The organism is uncultured Cetobacterium sp., from assembly GCF_947038635.1.
In the GTDB taxonomy this organism is placed as follows: domain Bacteria; phylum Fusobacteriota; class Fusobacteriia; order Fusobacteriales; family Fusobacteriaceae; genus Cetobacterium_A.
Genome location: NZ_CAMQXC010000013.1, coordinates 16,148 through 34,549, shown reverse-complemented (window position 1 = coordinate 34,549; position 18,402 = coordinate 16,148). Strand labels below are relative to the sequence as shown.

The 18,402-nt window shown below is 29.6% G+C and carries 15 protein-coding genes and 1 pseudogene; all 16 read right to left on the bottom strand.

Annotation, left to right across the window (positions count from 1 at the left end):
* On the bottom strand, positions 1 to 1,297 hold a 1,297-nt coding region (gene metG, locus Q0V08_RS02760), incomplete at its 3' end, for a methionine--tRNA ligase (RefSeq protein WP_297431874.1).
* Positions 1,298 to 1,319: 22 nt separating this feature from the next.
* Entirely contained in the window at positions 1,320 to 1,961 is a 642-nt protein-coding gene (locus tag Q0V08_RS02755) for a lysophospholipid acyltransferase family protein (RefSeq protein ID WP_297431872.1), read from the bottom strand.
* Positions 1,962 to 2,062: 101 nt separating this feature from the next.
* A complete protein-coding gene (locus Q0V08_RS02750) occupies positions 2,063 to 2,416 on the bottom strand; it encodes a YbaB/EbfC family nucleoid-associated protein (protein WP_023050140.1) in 354 nt (117 codons plus the stop codon).
* 75 nt (positions 2,417 to 2,491) lie between these two features.
* Positions 2,492 to 4,210, bottom strand: a complete 1,719-nt coding sequence (sppA, locus tag Q0V08_RS02745) for a signal peptide peptidase SppA (RefSeq protein ID WP_297431870.1) — start codon at positions 4,208 to 4,210, stop codon at positions 2,492 to 2,494.
* A gap of 1 nt (position 4,211) precedes the next feature.
* Positions 4,212 to 6,038: an oligoendopeptidase F gene (gene pepF, locus Q0V08_RS02740; RefSeq protein WP_297431880.1), complete on the bottom strand. Its 1,827-nt coding sequence runs from the start codon at positions 6,036 to 6,038 to the stop codon at positions 4,212 to 4,214.
* A gap of 241 nt (positions 6,039 to 6,279) precedes the next feature.
* Positions 6,280 to 7,512, bottom strand: a complete 1,233-nt coding sequence (locus Q0V08_RS02735) for a uracil-xanthine permease family protein (protein WP_297431868.1) — start codon at positions 7,510 to 7,512, stop codon at positions 6,280 to 6,282.
* 61 nt (positions 7,513 to 7,573) lie between these two features.
* Entirely contained in the window at positions 7,574 to 8,206 is a 633-nt protein-coding gene (locus Q0V08_RS02730) for a thiamine diphosphokinase (RefSeq protein ID WP_297431879.1), read from the bottom strand.
* Positions 8,196 to 9,032, bottom strand: a complete 837-nt coding sequence (locus Q0V08_RS02725; protein ID WP_366099768.1) for an endonuclease/exonuclease/phosphatase family protein — start codon at positions 9,030 to 9,032, stop codon at positions 8,196 to 8,198. Before Q0V08_RS02725 ends, Q0V08_RS02730 begins: the two co-directional genes overlap by 11 nt.
* Before the next feature lie 39 nt (positions 9,033 to 9,071).
* A complete protein-coding gene (gmhA, locus tag Q0V08_RS02720) occupies positions 9,072 to 9,647 on the bottom strand; it encodes a D-sedoheptulose 7-phosphate isomerase (RefSeq protein WP_297431865.1) in 576 nt (191 codons plus the stop codon).
* Between the two features lie 23 nt (positions 9,648 to 9,670).
* The gene (locus Q0V08_RS02715; protein ID WP_040406562.1) at positions 9,671 to 10,537 is read right to left on the bottom strand and encodes a LysR family transcriptional regulator; all 867 of its coding nucleotides are present in this window, start codon (positions 10,535 to 10,537) and stop codon (positions 9,671 to 9,673) included.
* 139 nt (positions 10,538 to 10,676) lie between these two features.
* Positions 10,677 to 12,782: pseudogene (locus tag Q0V08_RS02710) on the bottom strand (valine--tRNA ligase); the annotation flags it as partial.
* Positions 12,698 to 13,606, bottom strand: a complete 909-nt coding sequence (locus Q0V08_RS02705) for a class I tRNA ligase family protein (RefSeq protein WP_297431863.1) — start codon at positions 13,604 to 13,606, stop codon at positions 12,698 to 12,700. The pseudogene Q0V08_RS02710 and the gene Q0V08_RS02705, both read right to left, overlap by 85 nt.
* A gap of 11 nt (positions 13,607 to 13,617) precedes the next feature.
* On the bottom strand, positions 13,618 to 14,211 hold the full coding sequence (gene yihA, locus Q0V08_RS02700; protein ID WP_297431861.1) for a ribosome biogenesis GTP-binding protein YihA/YsxC: 594 nt from the start codon (positions 14,209 to 14,211) through the stop codon (positions 13,618 to 13,620).
* 17 nt (positions 14,212 to 14,228) lie between these two features.
* Positions 14,229 to 16,532: an endopeptidase La gene (gene lon / locus Q0V08_RS02695; RefSeq protein ID WP_297431859.1), complete on the bottom strand. Its 2,304-nt coding sequence runs from the start codon at positions 16,530 to 16,532 to the stop codon at positions 14,229 to 14,231.
* A gap of 13 nt (positions 16,533 to 16,545) precedes the next feature.
* Complete coding sequence (gene clpX / locus Q0V08_RS02690) at positions 16,546 to 17,793, bottom strand: ATP-dependent Clp protease ATP-binding subunit ClpX (RefSeq protein ID WP_297431857.1); 1,248 nt, start codon at positions 17,791 to 17,793, stop codon at positions 16,546 to 16,548.
* Positions 17,794 to 17,804: 11 nt separating this feature from the next.
* Complete coding sequence (gene clpP, locus Q0V08_RS02685) at positions 17,805 to 18,380, bottom strand: ATP-dependent Clp endopeptidase proteolytic subunit ClpP (protein ID WP_297431855.1); 576 nt, start codon at positions 18,378 to 18,380, stop codon at positions 17,805 to 17,807.
* Positions 18,381 to 18,402 lie beyond the last annotated feature (22 nt).

The window sequence follows — 18,402 nt, the reverse complement described above, 5'->3', positions numbered from 1 at the left end:
TAAGTAACCAAGGGGCAGTTTCATCAACATATTTATTCATTCTAGAGATAAATTTCCAGATAGCTTCTAAAGCTCTAGAGAATTCCACTCTATTCATATGATAATCAACAGCAGTAACAGTTTCGTTCCAAAGAGTTTTTACACTGTCATCAATCTCTTCGAATACCTCACCTTTTGTGATTATTCCATTAAAATATTTTCCATACATTCCAAGAGTTCTATTTAAAAGATTTCCTAAATCATTAGCTAAATCAGAATTGATTCTTGTAACAATTGAAGGCGTAGAATAATCTCCATCATTTCCAAAATTAACCTCTCTCATTAAACAATATCTAAAAGCATCTACACCGTATTTAGCAATTTCGTCTAATGGTGCAACAACATTACCTTTAGATTTAGACATTTTTTCACCTTCAGAAGTCCACCAACCATGAGCTACAATCTTATTTGGAAGTTTAATTCCTGCTGATAAAAGCATACAAGGCCATATAATAGCGTGGAATCTAAGAATATCCTTTCCTAAAAGATGAACTACCTCTCCATTATTCCAGAATTTATCAAATAATTCAGGATTATTTTCATACCCAACAGCTGTTAAATAGTTTGTTAGAGCATCAAACCATACATAAGTTATGTGTCCAGGAGCAAACTCAATTGGAATTCCCCATTCAAATGTATTTCTAGAAATAGATAAATCTTGAAGCCCTTGCTTTATAAATGAAACAACTTCATTTTTTCTAGAGTGAGGAAGAATAAAGTCAGGATGACTTTCAATATGTTCAAGTAAAGCATCTTGATATTTAGACATCTTAAAGAAATAAGATTCCTCTTTAACCATTGTTAGCTCTTTACCACAATCAGGACAGTGATTTCCATTTACAATTTGATTCTCTGGAACAAATGTTTCACAAGAAACACAATATTTTCCCTCATATTCCCCTTTATAAATATCCCCTTTATCGTAAACTGTTTTTATAATTTTTTTAACAGCCTCTTTATGTCTTGGTTCTGTAGTTCTTATAAAATCTGTATAATTGATATCTAGTGCTTTCCACATATCAATAAATCTAGGAGCCATAGAATCTGTCCAAGCTTGAGGAGTTAAGTCTCTCATTTTAGCAGCTTCCTCAACCTTTTGTCCATGTTCATCAGTACCTGTTAAAAAGAATACATCAAAACCTTTTGATTTTTTATATCTAGCTAAAACATCAGCTGCAATAGTTGTATATGCACTTCCAACATGTGGATCTCCATTAACATAATATATCGGTGTTGTTACATAAAAATTTTTACTCATCTATTAATCTCCTTTCAAAACGTTATTTTTTTTCATTTAATATTTTTTCAGCTTCTTTGTCTATTTGGAATAAAGCTTCTTTTGCTAAATCTAAATAATCATCTAAATTAGCATTAGTAGGAATTAAAATGGGGTCTCCAATTAAACAAACCATTTTAGAAAAAGGTTTAGGCATTTGAAATTTATCCCAAGCTTTTTCAAAAGTCCATTTATTGCTAAATGCTACACCAACTGGAACTAAAGCTTTTCCAGACTTTTGGGCAAGATATAGCATACCTGGTTTAACTTCATAAATAGGACCTTTAGGTCCATCTAATGGAGTTCCAGCACTGTGACCATCTTTAACTAATTTAATTAATTTTAAAACTGACTTAATTGAATCCTTTCCAGAAGAACCTCTAACCATAGTAAAACCCATTTTTTCTAAAGGAATAGATATTAATTCTCCATCTTTAGAAGGGCTAGCTAAGACAGCTTTTTTTTCAGATAGATTGATTAGTCCTAGAGAGGCTCCGACAAGTTTATTGTGCCAAAAACCACATACATAATTTTCTCCATCAACAAGTTTAGGACTTTTTATAATCTCTATTTTCATTGTTTTAGAAATAATTTTTAGTAGGTAGTAAAGTATTAAACCATATCTTTTATATTTATTATTTTCCATTAAAAAACCACCTATAATCAAAGTATTTTCAAATAATTATAACATAAATTTAAAGTAAAAAAAAGCACCAATACTTATTGTATCGGTGCTTAAAATTCAAACTAGAATAGACCTGGGATATTGATTCCACCAGTAACAGCAGACATCTCTTTCTCAGCTAACTCATCAGCTTGTCTCATAGCCTCAGTAACAGCAGAAAGAACAAGATCTTCTAACATCTCTTTATCTTCAACAGCATCTTTAATAGTCTCTTCAGATATTTTTATAGAAACGATATCTTTTTGTCCATTAGCTTTTACTACAACAGCTCCACCACCAACAGAAGCCTCAACTTCTTTTTCTTTTAATGATTCTTGAACAGAAAGCATTTGTTGTTGCATAGCTTGAGCTTGTCTTAAAATATCAGATTGAGAGTTTCCTCCAGTAGTTTTTTGTCCTTTTAGTTTTCTAACCAATTTAATCCCTCCTAGAATATATTGTGTAATTGTTATGATTATATCATAATAGAGAGTAACTTTTCAACTAGAGATTTAAAAGCTTAGGTATAAAATTGGTTTAAAGAATATATCTTCATTTTCAATTAAATTTTTAAGATTTTCGCTTTTAGTTAAAGATTTAAAAGAAAAAAAAGTTTGTATTGGAAATATTGTTGATTCAAACATAGTTTTCAAATCCTCTTCATAAGAAATCTCAGTAACAGAGTAATTATCATTTATTTGTAGATCTGTAGCTAAACTTTTTATAGTTGTATTTATTCCACCAATAGAATCAATAAGTCCAATTTTAATAGCTTCATCTCCTAACCAAACTTTTCCTTGGGCTATTTTTTCAACTTCTTCTAATGGTAAATTTCTTCCATAAGCAACTTTATTTAAAAATTCTTTGTAAACCTTAAGATTAGAGTTATATATTTTTTCCTGTCTTTCAGGTGTCATTGGAGCTGTTAAAGAGTATAAATCTGAATATTTACCATAAGATATATCATTCATATTGACACCAATTTTATTTGTAAGTTCTTTAACATTTGGAATAAGGCTAACAACTCCAATAGAACCAGTGATACTATTTTTATCAGCAAATATTTTTTTAGCAGCAGTTGAAATATAGTAACCACCTGAAGCGGCTACGCTTCCAATAGAAACATAGATAGGTTTTTCAATATTTTTAATAGCGTTACAGATAATATCTGAGGCAAGTGCAGATCCCCCAGGAGAATTAACTCTAATTACAATTCCTTTAACATTATCATCTTTTTCTGCCTTTTCTAGAGCAGAAATAAATTTATCGGGAGTTATAGTACTTGTAGTAGGATTTTTAGAAGATGTATAATTTATTTCACCATCAGCATAAACTATTGCTATTTTGTTATTAGATATTGTAGACTTAAAAGATGGAATATATTCCTCTATACTAGTTATATTTTCAATATTCTTTTCTTTTTTGAAATTTTCCCAATAATTTAAAGTACTTATTAAATTATATTTTTTTAAAGATTCCGAAGATTCTCCCATTAATTCCCCTGAAATAATTGTAGAATTTAAACTATTGATTTCAATTGAACGATTTTTAGATAAATCTTCAAGAAAAAAAGAGTAACTTTTATCTAAAATTCTTTTTAAATCTGAACGATTTTCTTCAGACATCTCACTTCGAGTATAATTTTCACCATAAGTTTTAAAGTCTCCAACATGAATAACAGTGACATCTATTCCTAATTTTTCAGTTAAACCTTTAAAATATGGAATATCTTTATTATATCCAGTGACATTTACAGCAGTAGATGCTGCTGGTGGCATTATAGTTTCAGTACTATAGCTGCTTACTAATAAAGAGTTATTATCAATCATAGCTCCATATGAATATATGGGTTTAGTTGAAGTTTTAAATTCATTTAAAACTTCTCCAAGCTCATCAATTTGGCTTCTACTTAAAGAGCTTTCATCTAAAGACAATATAATTCCTTGTACATTAGAATCATCTTTAGCCATGCTTATATTATTTAAAAGTTGATAAAAATTTATACTCTTAGAGCTAAAATTAAGAGGACTTTGAATTAAAGTCTCATTAAATTCTTTAGACAAATCAATTTTTAAGTATGATTTTTTAGTAATAGGGCTTTTTTTAGTTTTAGTAAAATAATTGAAAGCTAAAACTATTAAAATTAAAAGAAATACAAATTTTATTATCATTGAAGAGATTTCTCTAATGATAAATTTTAGAAAGTTAAAAATCCATCTAAGCAAAATCATATTAGATATCTCCTTTTTCTTTTTTTAGTTCCTCTTCTAAAAGATCTAAAAGTCTATTAAACTCTGTAGCAACAGCATTAAAAGCATCTTTTTTACTTAGATCAACACCAGCTTTTTTTAGTTGATTCATAGGATGATCATTTCCACCAGATTTTAAAAGAGTAAGATACTCGTTTTTCGCTTGCTCTCTTTCTTGAGGAGTATATTTTGCATTTGTTATTCTGTCGTATAAATTTGCTGATGAAGCAAAACTAGTTGCGTATTGATATACGTAATATGGAGAGTTATAAAAATGCGGGATTCTTGCCCAAATAATTTTTTGTAATTCATCCATAGTTAGCTCAGTCCCAAAGTAATCTTTGAATAAGTTTTCCATAATATTATTTAGAACCTCAGGAGTTATAGCACCACCATTTTCTACAATTTGATGTGCTTGATACTCATAATCAGCAAATAGAGACTGAATATAGTAAGTTCCAACAATTCCACCGATAGCTTGTTCAATAAGAGCTATTTTCTCTTTAGGATCAGTTGTATTTTTTAACATATTATCAAGTAATAATCTTTCATTAAATGTTGAAGCAACTTCAGCAACAAATATTGTATAGCTACTAATTGGATATGGTTGATTTTTGGTAGACAACATAGAGTGCATAGTATGTCCAAGTTCGTGTGCTAAAGTGAAGACAGCGTCCATTGTTCCGTTATAGTTAAGTAACATATATGGATGTACATCATATATGTTTAAAGAATAGGCTCCACTTCTTTTGTTAGGTGTTTCGTATACATCTAACCACCCTTCGCTTAGAGCTGTATTTAATCCATTATAATAATCTTCACCTAAAGGTTTAACAGATTCTAAAACTGTATTTTTAGCCTCTTCATATGTAAACTCTTTATTGTAATCTACAATATTTATAGAGTTATCATAATAGTGATAGTCAGATAAATTTAGAGCTTTCTTTCTTAAAGCTATATATCTTTTTAGAGGAGCTGTATTTTCTTTTGTAGATTCAATTAAAGATGTATAAACATCTAAAGGAATATTTTTAGGATTTAAAGCTTTTTCTAAACTAGATTTATAATTTCTAGATTGAGCTGTAGCAAAATCTCTTTGTAAAATACTCTTATAAATTGAAGCATATGTATTTTTATTAATATTAAAAGAGTTATAAAGAGCTTCAAAAACTTTTTTTCTATCCTCTTGATTTCTATTAGTTGAAATTACTTTAGAATAAACTCCATTAGTAACGGTAGTTTTACTTCCGTCAGATAACTCTACATCATTCCATTTAATATCTGAAGTAGATAATTCACTATATATATCAGATGGAACACCTAGATATTGTCCAAAATATGATAATAATTTTTCTTTATCAGCAGATAAAACATGTTCTTGAAGTCTATAAATTTCCATTAAAGGAAATCTATTAGGTTCAAGAATAGGATTGTCGTTAATCCATGTAATCATAGTTTCCTTAGGAATAGTTAAGATTTCAGGTGTAATCCAAGATGAAGATATAGAATAGTTAGCGTAAATACTTTCAATTTCTTGAAGTTTAACAGAGGCCATCTCATTAGTTGAGTCTAAGTCTCTTTGCAAGTATGGATATAGATAAATTTTATCTAAAAGTCTTGATATTTTTTCTTCAAGATTTATAAATTCAACAAAAGTTTTTGGATTTTTAGAAATTTCCCCTTGATATTTAGGAATTTCTGTCATAAGTTCTTTAAGTTTCACTAAATCAGCTTCCCATTGATTCCAATCAGGATAGATATCATTTAAATCCCATTTATATTGTTGTGCAATTTCATCTCTATTTTTTATCATAGAAAAATCCTCCTTTTTTATTTCAGGTAATGGTTTTATTAAAGTATTTTGAGACTGTGACGATTTTTTTTCATAAAAATATTTACCAGCAAAAGCTAAGTTTGCCATAAGAATAAGAACTATAAATTTCTTCATCTAATCCCCCTATATTCCTTTATTATATTTTATATATTACAACAAAAAATAAAAAATAGGAAGAAAAGCTTCAAACTTCTTCCTATTTTAATAGATTTTTTTATTAACTATCTAGTTGATCTTTAGGTAATATTTTATTTAAGAAAACTCCAATTAGAGCTGCAATAGCAAGTCCAGATAAAGAAACTGTTTTCCAAATAATAATATTATCAATAGCAATTCCTAAAACAAATATAAGAGATGCAATTAAAAGATTTCTAGAATGAGAAAAATCAATTTCAGCATCTATAACAGTTCTAACTCCAACAGAAGCAATCATACCAAATAGTATAATAGATATTCCTCCCATAACTGGAGTTGGGATAGTTTGTAAAATAACTCCAAATTTTCCAATAAAGCTTAGAACAATTGCATAACAAGCTGCAATTCTTAAAATAGCAGGGTCATAAACTTTAGTAACAGCAAGAACACCAGTATTTTCTCCATAAGTTGTATTAGCAGGTCCGCCTAAGAATCCAGCAGCGACAGTAGCAACTCCATCTCCTAATAATGTTCTTGAAATACCAGGATTTTTAAAGAAATCTTTACCAACGACAGCTCCATTTGTTGTAATATCTCCAATATGTTCAATAAAAACAACTAATGCAATAGGTGCAATTGCTAAAATAGCTGTTGCAGAAAATTTAGGTAAAGTTAGTAAATCTTTTAATGCATTACTAGAAAAACCAATCCAATTTGCAGCAGCGATAGGTGCAAAATCCACTAATCCTAAGAAAATAGAAACGATATATCCAAGAATAACAGAGATTAAAATTGGAACTAATCTAAAAAATGACTTTTCTAAGATTGAAATAGTTATCATAGAAATTACAACTATAAGAGCAACAATAAGGCTTTTTAAATCAAAGTGTCCATTTGAATATCCTGCCATAGATAGAGCTACTGGACTTAATCTTAATCCAATAACCATTATAATAGGTCCAACAACAACAGGTGGAAAGAACGATTTTATTTTTTCAACACCAAAAACTTTAATCATCCAAGACATAAAAATATAAACGAAACCAGCAGAGATAACCCCACCTTTAATAGCAGCAATTCCCTCTTCTTTTAAAACAAGAGCTAAAGCTCCTATAAAAGCAAATGATGATCCTAAAAAAACAGGAACAATTCCTTTTGTACAAAGATGAAAAAGTAGTGTTCCTATACCTGCTGAAAGTAAAGCTACTGATGGATTTAAACCAGTTAAAAATGGAACTAGAACAGTAGCTCCAAACATAGCTAGTACATGTTGAATCCCAAGTAAAAGTTTACTTTTTGTTGATAAATTAGTCATTATTAAAATCCTCCCTAAAATTTTATACTATTAAATAGCCTACATTATTTTAAGAGTATTGTCAATCTAAACTTAACGCACCAAGAAGCTTACCAGAACTAAAAGATACAAAAGCTTCTTCAGAAGTAATAATATTACTTAAACATGTCGAGTCTCCTCTTTTTAAGGTATGATTTTTAAGAGGATAGAGAAATCCTTCTAAAGTAAGATTTTCAATAGTATCTGAAAAAGGAATAAAAGAGATTCTTTTATTTAAATTATTTTTAAGAGTAAATTTAGGTTTTACTAAAAATAGTATTTCAAATCTATCTATAAAAATGATATTGTTATATTTAAAAATAAGGTTTATATTTGTTAGCATATGGTCTATTCGACCACCTAGACCACCGATAACATAGATTTCATCATAATTTAAAGAGGTCACGTATGATATTAAAAGCTCACCATCAGTAAAATCTTTATCCTTATTAAATTTTTTTATAATAACATTGTTAGATTTTAGTAAATCTAAAGATGTTTGATCTAAAGAGTCAAAGTCACCCCAAACTTCTTTAGGAATATAATTTAATTCAAGTGCTTTTTTAGCACCCCCATCAGCACAAAAAAGATGCTCGGTATTAATATTTAAAGTGTTATAAAAATCTTTGCAATTAGGAAAATCTCCATTTAAAAATATAAAAGCTTTAGTCATCATCAATTTCTGTATCTACAACAATAAAAATTGGTAGATGATCAGAAACCTCCTTTCTTGTTTTGATAAAATCTCCTCTAGTAATATCTAATGCACCACTTTCTCCTTTGAATTCTTGAGTATATTTTTTTGAAATAAAAATATTATCATAGGAGTTGGCAAAACCTTTAGTTCCAACAGTTGTTTTAATAGAGGGATCTAAAGTATAAATGATATCATCCCTATGATTTAAAATATTCTCAAAAGCTGAATCATTAGCAGGTAAATTAAAGTCTCCTCCAATTAAAATGTCATTTTCATTAGAATCTAAATTTTGAAAATAATTATAAACATTGATAAGTTTTTGTGCTTCAAATTGTCTTTGAGATATTTTTTTTCCATATATAGAATGTATTAAAATATAAGTGAAATCAAAATTATTAATTTTAAATGTAGCACCATATGGTTCACGAATAAAATCATCATTTTCATCAGGATAAAAACCTTCACTTTTAATAAAATCGACCTTATTTTTTTTATATAAAAAAGCATAATATTCTTTATACTCATCAGTACCAACAGGGTAAGGAGAAATTTCATATCCCCATTTTGAATTACTTATTTTTTCAACTTCAGATAGAAGTTTAAAGAGTCCTTTTTTATTCATAACTTCTACTAAACCAACAATGTCAAAAGGTTCAATAGATTTTGCTAAATGTTCATAATCCTTAGTTACTTTTCCTAATCTTAGAGTATTAAAGCTACCAATATAAGCTTTATTTTCCGATTCTATTGAAAAAGAAAAGGAGAACATAGAAATTAATAAGACGAAAATTAATTTAAAAAACATATAAATCACCTCAAAAAAAATACCCTAAAAAGGGTATTTTTAATAATTTTCAGGGAACATTATTTTTTCTACACCTTCAATGATAATATGTAGTATCATCATGTGTATCTCTTGAATTCTATCAGAAGTATTTCCAGGAATGATAAATTCATAATCGCACATCCCCTTAAGTTTTCCTCCGTCTTTACCAAGAAGAACACAAGTTTTAAGTCCCATTTTTTTAGCTGCTTCAACAGCTTTTATAACATTTGCAGAGTTTCCACTTGTAGAGATACCAATAAACATATCTCCCTCTTTACCGTAAGCTTCAACTCCTCTAGAAAATATATAATCAAAACCGTAATCGTTTCCAACACAAGTAATATGTGATGAATCAGATAAAGATATAGCAGGTAATGCTCTTCTATCTTGTCTAAATCTTCCAGTAAATTCCTCTGCAAAATGTAGAGCATCACAGTTACTACCACCATTTCCACAGATTAGAACTTTATTTCCTAATTGAAATATATTAGCTAAATCTTTAGCTACTTTTTCTGTTTCTTTTTTTTCTGCTTCCTCTTTTATAAAGTTTTCTAAAAGAGAAGCTGTTATTTTATACGAATCTAATAAATTCATATTAGCCTCCTAAATTACAAAAATTAAAGTTTAAAATTTTTAACAAAATTAATAAATTTAATAATGTGTGCAAGATTTTTTTTATCTTTAGTTATAACAATTTGATAAGAGTCTGTAACTTCATCAATAGTTCTAATAACTTTAAATTCATCACTTTGTATCTCTTTATATACAGCATAATAAGGAAGAATAACGTTACCGATACCCTCTTTAACCATTCCTTTAATAACTCCTAAGTTACCAAGCACAGGTATTTTTGTATTGAAGCAAATATGATTTTTATCCTCTAAATGACTAATAGCTTTATCGTTATTATAGATATTTTTTCTAGAAATTAATGGCTCTTTAGAAACTGTTTCTAATTTTTGTGTATTTTTTGTACCAACAAGAATATAAGGAACAGAACCTACAGTAATAACCTCTAAATTAGGATCAGTTATATGCTCTTCATCGATTAGAAGTATATCTAACTCTCCTTCTTTTAATAATTTTAAAAGCCAAGCTTTAGTAGAAATAGTAATATCATATTCAATTTCATCGTGTAAAGAGATAAAATCTTTCATTAAAAGAGGAAGTAAAGGTTCACCAATAACAGATGTAGCTCCAATAGATATTTTAGCTTTATCTAAATTGATAATTCTTTCCATCTCTTTTTCAGCTCTTTTAACTTTTTCAAAAATTTCTTCTGCCATTTTAAAAAGAGCTTCCCCAGTGTAAGTTAATTTTATCTTCTTAGAACTTCTATCAAAAAGTTTAGAGTTTAAAATCTCCTCAAATTTTTTAACTTGTATCGAAACCGCCGATTGATTTATGTATAATTTATTAGCTGCTTTAGTAAAACTTTTTTCTTTAGCTACCTCATAAAATATTCTTAAATAATGTAAATCCAATTGTATCACTCCCAACTATTATTATTATGTATAGTTACCATTCTATTTTAGCATAATTTTAACATAATGAATACAATTTATTTAAAAAAAGTAGTAGGAAGTAAATTCCTACTACTTAAAAAGCTTTAAAGTGATACTATTATTGGAAATTTTTTAAGTTTTCCATTAGTTTATCATACTTATCTTGGAACTCTTCTTGGATTCTTTTTTCTCTATCTAAGATATGAGCTGGAGCTTTAGATGTAAATCTTTCATCAGAAAGTTTAGCATTAACCTTATCTAAATCTTTTTTAACTTTTTCAAGTTGCTCATTAATCTTTTTGATTTCTGTTTCAACATCTAGAAGACCAGTTAAAATCATGAATACCTCAGAATTTCCATTTACTCTGAATCCACTTTGTTCAGGAGTAGCAAGATCAGTTCCTACAGTTAATTCTTCAATTTTAGCAAGTTTAGTTATAAATAACTCATTAGCTTTTAATGTTTCTAATTCTGTAGGGTTAGAAGTTCTGATAACAACTTTTGCTTCTTTAGCTGGAGAGATTCCTCTTTCTGCTCTAATATTTCTTAATGATGAGATTAAACCTTGAATATATTCAAAAGCTTTTTCTTTATCATCGCTTACAAGAGAATCATTACAAACTGGGTAATCAGCAAGCATTATAGTTTCTCCATTTACTTTTATTTTTTGCCAAATTTCTTCAGTAATAAATGGCATAAATGGATGTAAAAGTTTTAATCCAGCTTCTAAAACTGTCCATAGAACATATTGAGCAGTTTGTCTAGATTTAACTCCTGATTCCTCTTTGTTATATAATCTAACCTTAGCTAATTCAACATACCAGTCACAGAAGTCTCCTCTTAAGAACTCATAGATTGATTTAGCAGCTTCATCTAATTGGAATTTTTCTAATTTATCAGCAACATCTTTAGAAGTTTTATTTAATTTAGAGAAAATCCACTCATCAACTAATTCAAGTTGAACATTTGATTTATCAAATGATTTTATATCGAAATCTTCAAGGTTCATAAGAACAAATCTTGAAACGTTCCAGATTTTATTAGCAAAGTTTCTACCCATCTCTATTAATTTTTCAGAGAAATGAACATCTTGACCTTGAGAAGTATTGTAAATCATTGTAAATCTAATAGCATCAGCACCGTATTCTCCAATTAAATTTAATGGATCTGGTGAGTTACCTAATGATTTAGACATTTTTCTACCAACTTCATCTCTAACTATTCCATGTAGATAAACATTTTCAAAAGGAATATCGTCCATAGTATACATACCAAACATTACCATTCTAGCAACCCAGAAGAATAAAATGTCAGCACCAGTTACTAATGTAGAAGTAGGGTAGAACTTTTCTAATTCAACTGTTTTTTCAGGCCAACCTAAAGTTGAGAATGGCCATAAAGCAGATGAGAACCATGTGTCTAAAACGTCTGTTTCTTGAGTTAATTCAACATCTTTACCATAGTGAGCTTTAGCTTGAGTATAAGCTTCCTCTTCTGTTTTAGCAACAAAAATATGCATATCAGGTCCATACCAAGCAGGTATTCTATGTCCCCACCAGATTTGTCTAGAGATACACCAGTCTCTAATATTCTCTAGCCAGTTATAGTAAACTTTTTCCCATCTTTTAGGCATAAGTTTTACTTTTCCATTTCTAACAACTTCTAAAGCTTTTTCTGCTAGAGGTTCCATTTTAACAAACCATTGTTTTGAAACTCTTGGTTCAACAACAGTGTTACATCTATAGCATCCTCCAACATTGTGTGAGTGAGACTCAATCTTAACAAGTAATCCTTGCTCTTCTAAGTCAGAAACGATTTTCTTTCTAGCATCAAATCTATCCATTCCAGCATATGCAGGATAATCGTTAACAACTTTTCCATCAGGAGTCATCATATTGATGATAGGTAGATTAAACTTTTGTCCTAAAGCAAAGTCGTTAGGATCATGAGCAGGAGTTATTTTAAGAGCTCCAGTTCCAAATTCTATGTCAACATATTCATCAGCAATAACAGGAATTTCTCTTCCAACAAGAGGTAAAACTACATTTTTACCAACAAGATGAGAATATCTTTCATCATTTGGATTAACTGCAATAGCCACGTCAGCAAGCATAGTTTCAGGTCTTGTAGTAGCTATAATTAAAAATTCATCAGAATCTTTAACAGGGTATTTAATATTCCATAGTGAACCAGCTTTTTCTTCATGATCAACTTCATCATCAGAGTTATTTTAAGAGCTCCAGTTCCAAATTCTATGTCAACATATTCATCAGCAATAACAGGAATTTCTCTTCCAACAAGAGGTAAAACTACATTTTTACCAACAAGATGAGAATATCTTTCATCATTTGGATTAACTGCAATAGCCACGTCAGCAAGCATAGTTTCAGGTCTTGTAGTAGCTATAATTAAAAATTCATCAGAATCTTTAACAGGGTATTTAATATTCCATAGTGAACCAGCTTTTTCTTCATGATCAACTTCATCATCAGCTAATGCAGTACCACATCTAGGACACCAGTTAACCATATATTCACCTTGATATATTAATCCATCATTGAAAAGTTTGATGAAAATATCTTTAACAGATTCAGAAAGACCTTGATCCATTGTGAATCTTTCTCTTTTCCAATCTAAAGAAGCTCCTATTTTTCTAAGCTGAGTTGTGATAACACTACCATATTGCTCTTTCCATTCCCAAACTTGTTTAATAAACTCTTCTCTACCTAAATCCTCTTTAGTTAAACCTTCGTCAGCCAATTTTCTTTCAACTTTATTTTGAGTTGCAATACCAGCATGGTCAGTTCCAGGCATCCAAAGAGTGTTATATCCACTCATTCTTTTATATCTAACAAGTACATCTTGAATACTGTTATTAAGGATATGTCCCATATGTAATATACCAGTTACATTTGGAGGTGGAATAACTATAGAGTAGTTTGGTTTACTATCATCTAAAGTTGCTGCAAAAAAGTTTGATTCCTCCCAATATTTATACCATTTTCCCTCTATTTCATTAGGGGAATAAGTAGTTGCTAATTCGTTCATTTTAAATCCTCCTATTCAATTTCTCCCTCTAAACAACTTTCAATATAATTTAAAATTTGTTCTTTTCCGTTATTGTTTAATGATGAGTGGAAGAAGACGTCATCATTATGGAAATCAATTTTTGTTCTAATATCTTTTAAAGCTTTAAATTTATCATTATTAGAAACTTTGTCCATTTTTGTAAAAATTATTTTAAATGGAGTTCCATAATGATCTAACCAATTAAGCATTTCAAGATCTTCACCACTAGGAATTCTTCTTATATCTAGTAGAACAAAAACAAGTTTTTTTCTAGGACTAGCAAGGTATCTTTCCATAGTTAATCCCCATTCTTTTTTCATCTCCTTAGGAACTTTAGCAAAACCATACCCAGGTAAATCAACAAAGAAAAATTCTTTGTTGATTAGAAAATAGTTAATTAACTGAGTTCTTCCTGGAGTTTTACTAGTTTTAGCTAATTTATTTCTTCCTGTAATACTATTTATAAGAGATGATTTTCCAACATTAGATCTTCCTACAAAGGCAAATTCAATATGATTTAGCTCTTCAGGATAATCTTTTTCAAATACAGCTGATTTAGTAAAATCTGCTTGTTTTATATTCATTGTGTTACCTCTTTTCATTATTTTTCAAGAGCAAGTTTTTCAACATCTTCATATGTTGAGGCAAAGTATATTTTTATATCCTTCATTACTTCCTCTGGAATTTCTTCAACATCAACTTTATTGTCATCAGGTAAAATTATATTTTTAATTCCCGCTCTATGAGCACCAATAACTTTTTCCTTAATTCCACCAACAGGTAAAACTTCACCAGTAATTGTAATTTCACCAGTCATAGCAAATGTTTGCTTAACTTTTCTTCCTGTTAAAACAGATAGAATTGTTGTAGTTATGGCAGTACCAGCAGATGGACCATCTTTTGGTGTAGCTCCTTCTGGGAAATGAAGATGTATATCTTTTTTCTCTAAAACAGTTGAATCAATTTGGAATTTATCAAGGTTAGCTTTTAGATATGTAAATGCAACCATTGCAGATTCTTTCATAACATTTCCAAGAGTACCAGTTAGAGAAAGATTTCCTTTACCTGGAATTTGAACCCCTTGAACTTCAAGAGTCATTCCACCAACAGATGTCCAAGCTAAACCATTAACTACTCCAACTTTTGAAACTGCTTTTTTCATTTTTTCAGGTCTAAATTTAGGGTGACCTAAATAAGACTCAAGATTTTTTACATTTATACTAACTGATTTAACTTCTGTATCAATAACTTTTCTAGCTACTTTTCTGAATAAAGATGAAATCTCTCTTTTTAAGTTTCTAACTCCAGCCTCTTTAGTATACTCATCGATTATTTTTAATACAGCTTTATCAGTTATACTGATTTTTATATTATTTAGACCATTTTCGTTTTGAGCTTGCTTAATTAGATAATTATTAGCAATATGTAATTTTTCAAACTCTGTATATGAAGAAAGATTGATAATCTCCATTCTATCTCTTAAAGGTCCAGGAATACTTCTTAAATCATTAGCAGTGGCAACAAAGAAAACTTTAGATAAATCAAAAGGCATATCTAAATAGTGATCTTCAAAGTGCTTATTTTGCTCGGGGTCTAGAACTTCTAACATAGCTGAAGCAGGATCTCCTTTAAAATCACTAGACATTTTATCGATTTCATCAAGTAGAATAACAGGATTAACACTACCAGCATTTTTAATAGCTTTGATAATTCTTCCTGGCATAGATCCAATATATGTTCTTCTATGACCTCTTATTTCAGCTTCGTCTCTAACTCCACCAAGAGAAACTCTAACAAAATTTCTACCAAGAGAATCAGCGACAGACTTAGCTAAAGATGTTTTACCTACTCCAGGAGGTCCAGCTAAACAAAGGATAGTTCCCTTCATATTTGGATTTAATTTTTTAACAGCTAAATAATCTAATATTCTATCTTTAACATCTTTTAATCCATAATGATCTTTTTCTAAAACATCATGAGCAATTTTTAAATCTAAAGTTTCCGGAGTAATAACACCCCAAGGAAGCTCTAAAACTGACTCAATATATGCTCTAGAAACTGTAGCTTCAGCAGAGTATGGTGCCATTTTTCCAAGTTTTTTTAACTCAGCTTCAAGTTTTTGTTTTGCATCTTCAGGTAATGGAGAATTTTTAACTTTATCATAAAGATCGTCAGTTTCTTCATCTCCACCAGTTTTTCCAAGTTCTTCTCTAAGAGTATTAATTTTCTCTCTTATAAAGTAACTTTTTTGACTTTCGTTAATTTTCTCTTTAACTTTTTGGTCTACTTTTTGTTCAATAGAAGCAATTTCTATTTCATCATTTAAAATTTCTAGTAATCTATATCCTCTTATATTAACATCTAAAATTTCTAAAAGTTCTACTTTTAAATTCTCTTCAATTTCTAAATTAAAGGCAATTGAATCGAAAATTTTTCCAGCTTTTCTAAGACCCTTTAACTGAACCATTAATTCTGCACTGACTTGATTAGTTAATGTAGAATATTCTTCAAATAAAGTGATAACTTTTCTCTTTAAAGCTGTTAATTCAGGTGATGACTCTTCTGTTGCTGATATAACGCTATACTCAGCAAATAAAATACCATCTTCTTCAATAACATCTTCAATAAGAACTCTTTTATCAACTTCAATAAGAACTTTTATACTTTTATTAGGTAAAGGAATAGATTGTACAATATTTGCTAGAACTCCAATCTTATGAACTCCTTCAGGAAGAACAGGATTTTCTTCTAAAGAATTTTTTTGTAGACTAAGAACTAATTTATTTTTTGTTTTCATTGCAAAATTCATCGTTAATAAGCTTCTTTCTCTTCCAACATAAAGAGGAGATGCTGTTCCTGGGAAAAGTACCATTTCCCTAGTAGGTAAAAAAGGTAATCTACTCATTAGTAATCACTCCTTAGTGTTCAATTTTAACTTTTGTTGAATCTTGAATTGAATCAGCATTAATTGTAACCTTTTTTATAGTTTTATCTGAAGGAATCTCAAACATTAAATCTGTCATTATATTTTCAATAATAGATCTAAGACCCCTTGCACCGATTTTTCTATCTAAAGCTAAAGCGGCAATTTTTTTAAGAGCTTCATCTTCAAATTCAAGGCTAACATTTTCCATTTCAAAGAATTTTTGATATTGTTTTACAATTGAGTTTTTAGGTTCAGATAAAATCTTTATAAGTGCAGTTTCATCTAAAGGAGATAGTGTTGTAATAACAGGAAGTCTTCCAACTAGCTCTGGAATTATTCCCTGTTTAACTAAATCTTCAGGAAGAACTTTACCTAAAAGCTCTATTTCTTTTTCAGCTTCAATAGTATCTTGAGAAGCCCCGAAACCAAGAACTTTTTTATTAGTTCTAGATTTAATAATTTTTTCCATTCCCTCAAATGCTCCACCAACTATAAATAAAATGTTAGTAGTATCAATTTCTATAAGTTCTTGGTTTGGATGTTTTCTTCCACCCTGTGGCGGAACTTGAGATTTTGTGCCTTCAATAATTTTTAAAAGAGCTTGTTGAACTCCTTCTCCGGAAACATCTCTTGTAATAGAAACGTTTTCAGATTTTCTTGCAATTTTATCTATTTCATCTATATAGATAATTCCTCTTTCAGCAGCTTCTACATTATAATCAGCAGCTTGCAATAATCTAACTAAAACATTTTCAACATCGTCTCCGACATATCCGGCTTCAGTAAGTGTTGTAGCATCAGCAATTGCAAAAGGAACATGAAGTGTTCTTGCAAGAGTTTGTGCTAGAAGAGTTTTACCTGAGCCAGTAGGACCAATAAGAAGTACATTTGATTTTTGTAACTCAACATCTTTACTTCCTTGATCTTTATGCATTATTCTCTTATAGTGATTGTAAACAGATACAGCTAAAACTTTCTTACTTTCATCTTGACCAATAACATATTCATCAAGTTTTTCTTTAATTTCTTTTGGTGTAGGTAGCTTTATTCCTGTTAAAGAATGACTAGAAGAGTTTTCAGAATGCTTTTCACCATAGTAAATATCATTTTCGTAACCAAGCATATCAAAACATGTTTCGATACACTCATCACATATAAATGATCCATCAATACCAGAGAAAAGTTTTGAAACTTCATCTTGTCCTCTTCCACAGAACGAGCAATGTTCTTTTTTGTTCATCTCTTCCCTCCTTATCTAACGAAAACATGATCTATTAGACCAAATTCTTTAGCTTCATCAGCGCTCATAAAATTATCTCTTTCAGTTGCAGATATTATTTCATCAACTGATTTATTTGTATTTTTACTTAAAATTTTAGAAGTTAAATCCTTCATTCTTAAAATCTCTTTAGCTTGAATTTCAATATCTGTAGCTTGCCCTTTAGCTCCACCAAGTGGTTGGTGAATCATAATTCTAGAGTTTTCAAGTGAATATCTTTTTCCTTTAGCCCCAGCAGAAAGTAATAGAGCACCCATACTTGCAGCTTGTCCAATACAAACTGTTTGTACATCAGGTTTAATGTAATTCATAGTGTCATAGATTGCCATACCAGAAGTGATAACACCTCCAGGACTATTTATATACATAATTATATCTTTATTGGGATCTTCAGCTTCTAAAAATAGGAGTTGAGCAACAATTGCATTAGCTATTTGATCATCAATCTCACTACCTAAGAATATGATTCTATCCTTAAGAAGTCTTGAGTAGATGTCATAGGCTCTTTCACCTTTTCCTGTGTTTTCAATAACTGTTGGACTGTACATTTTTTTCCCTCCTTTAAAAACT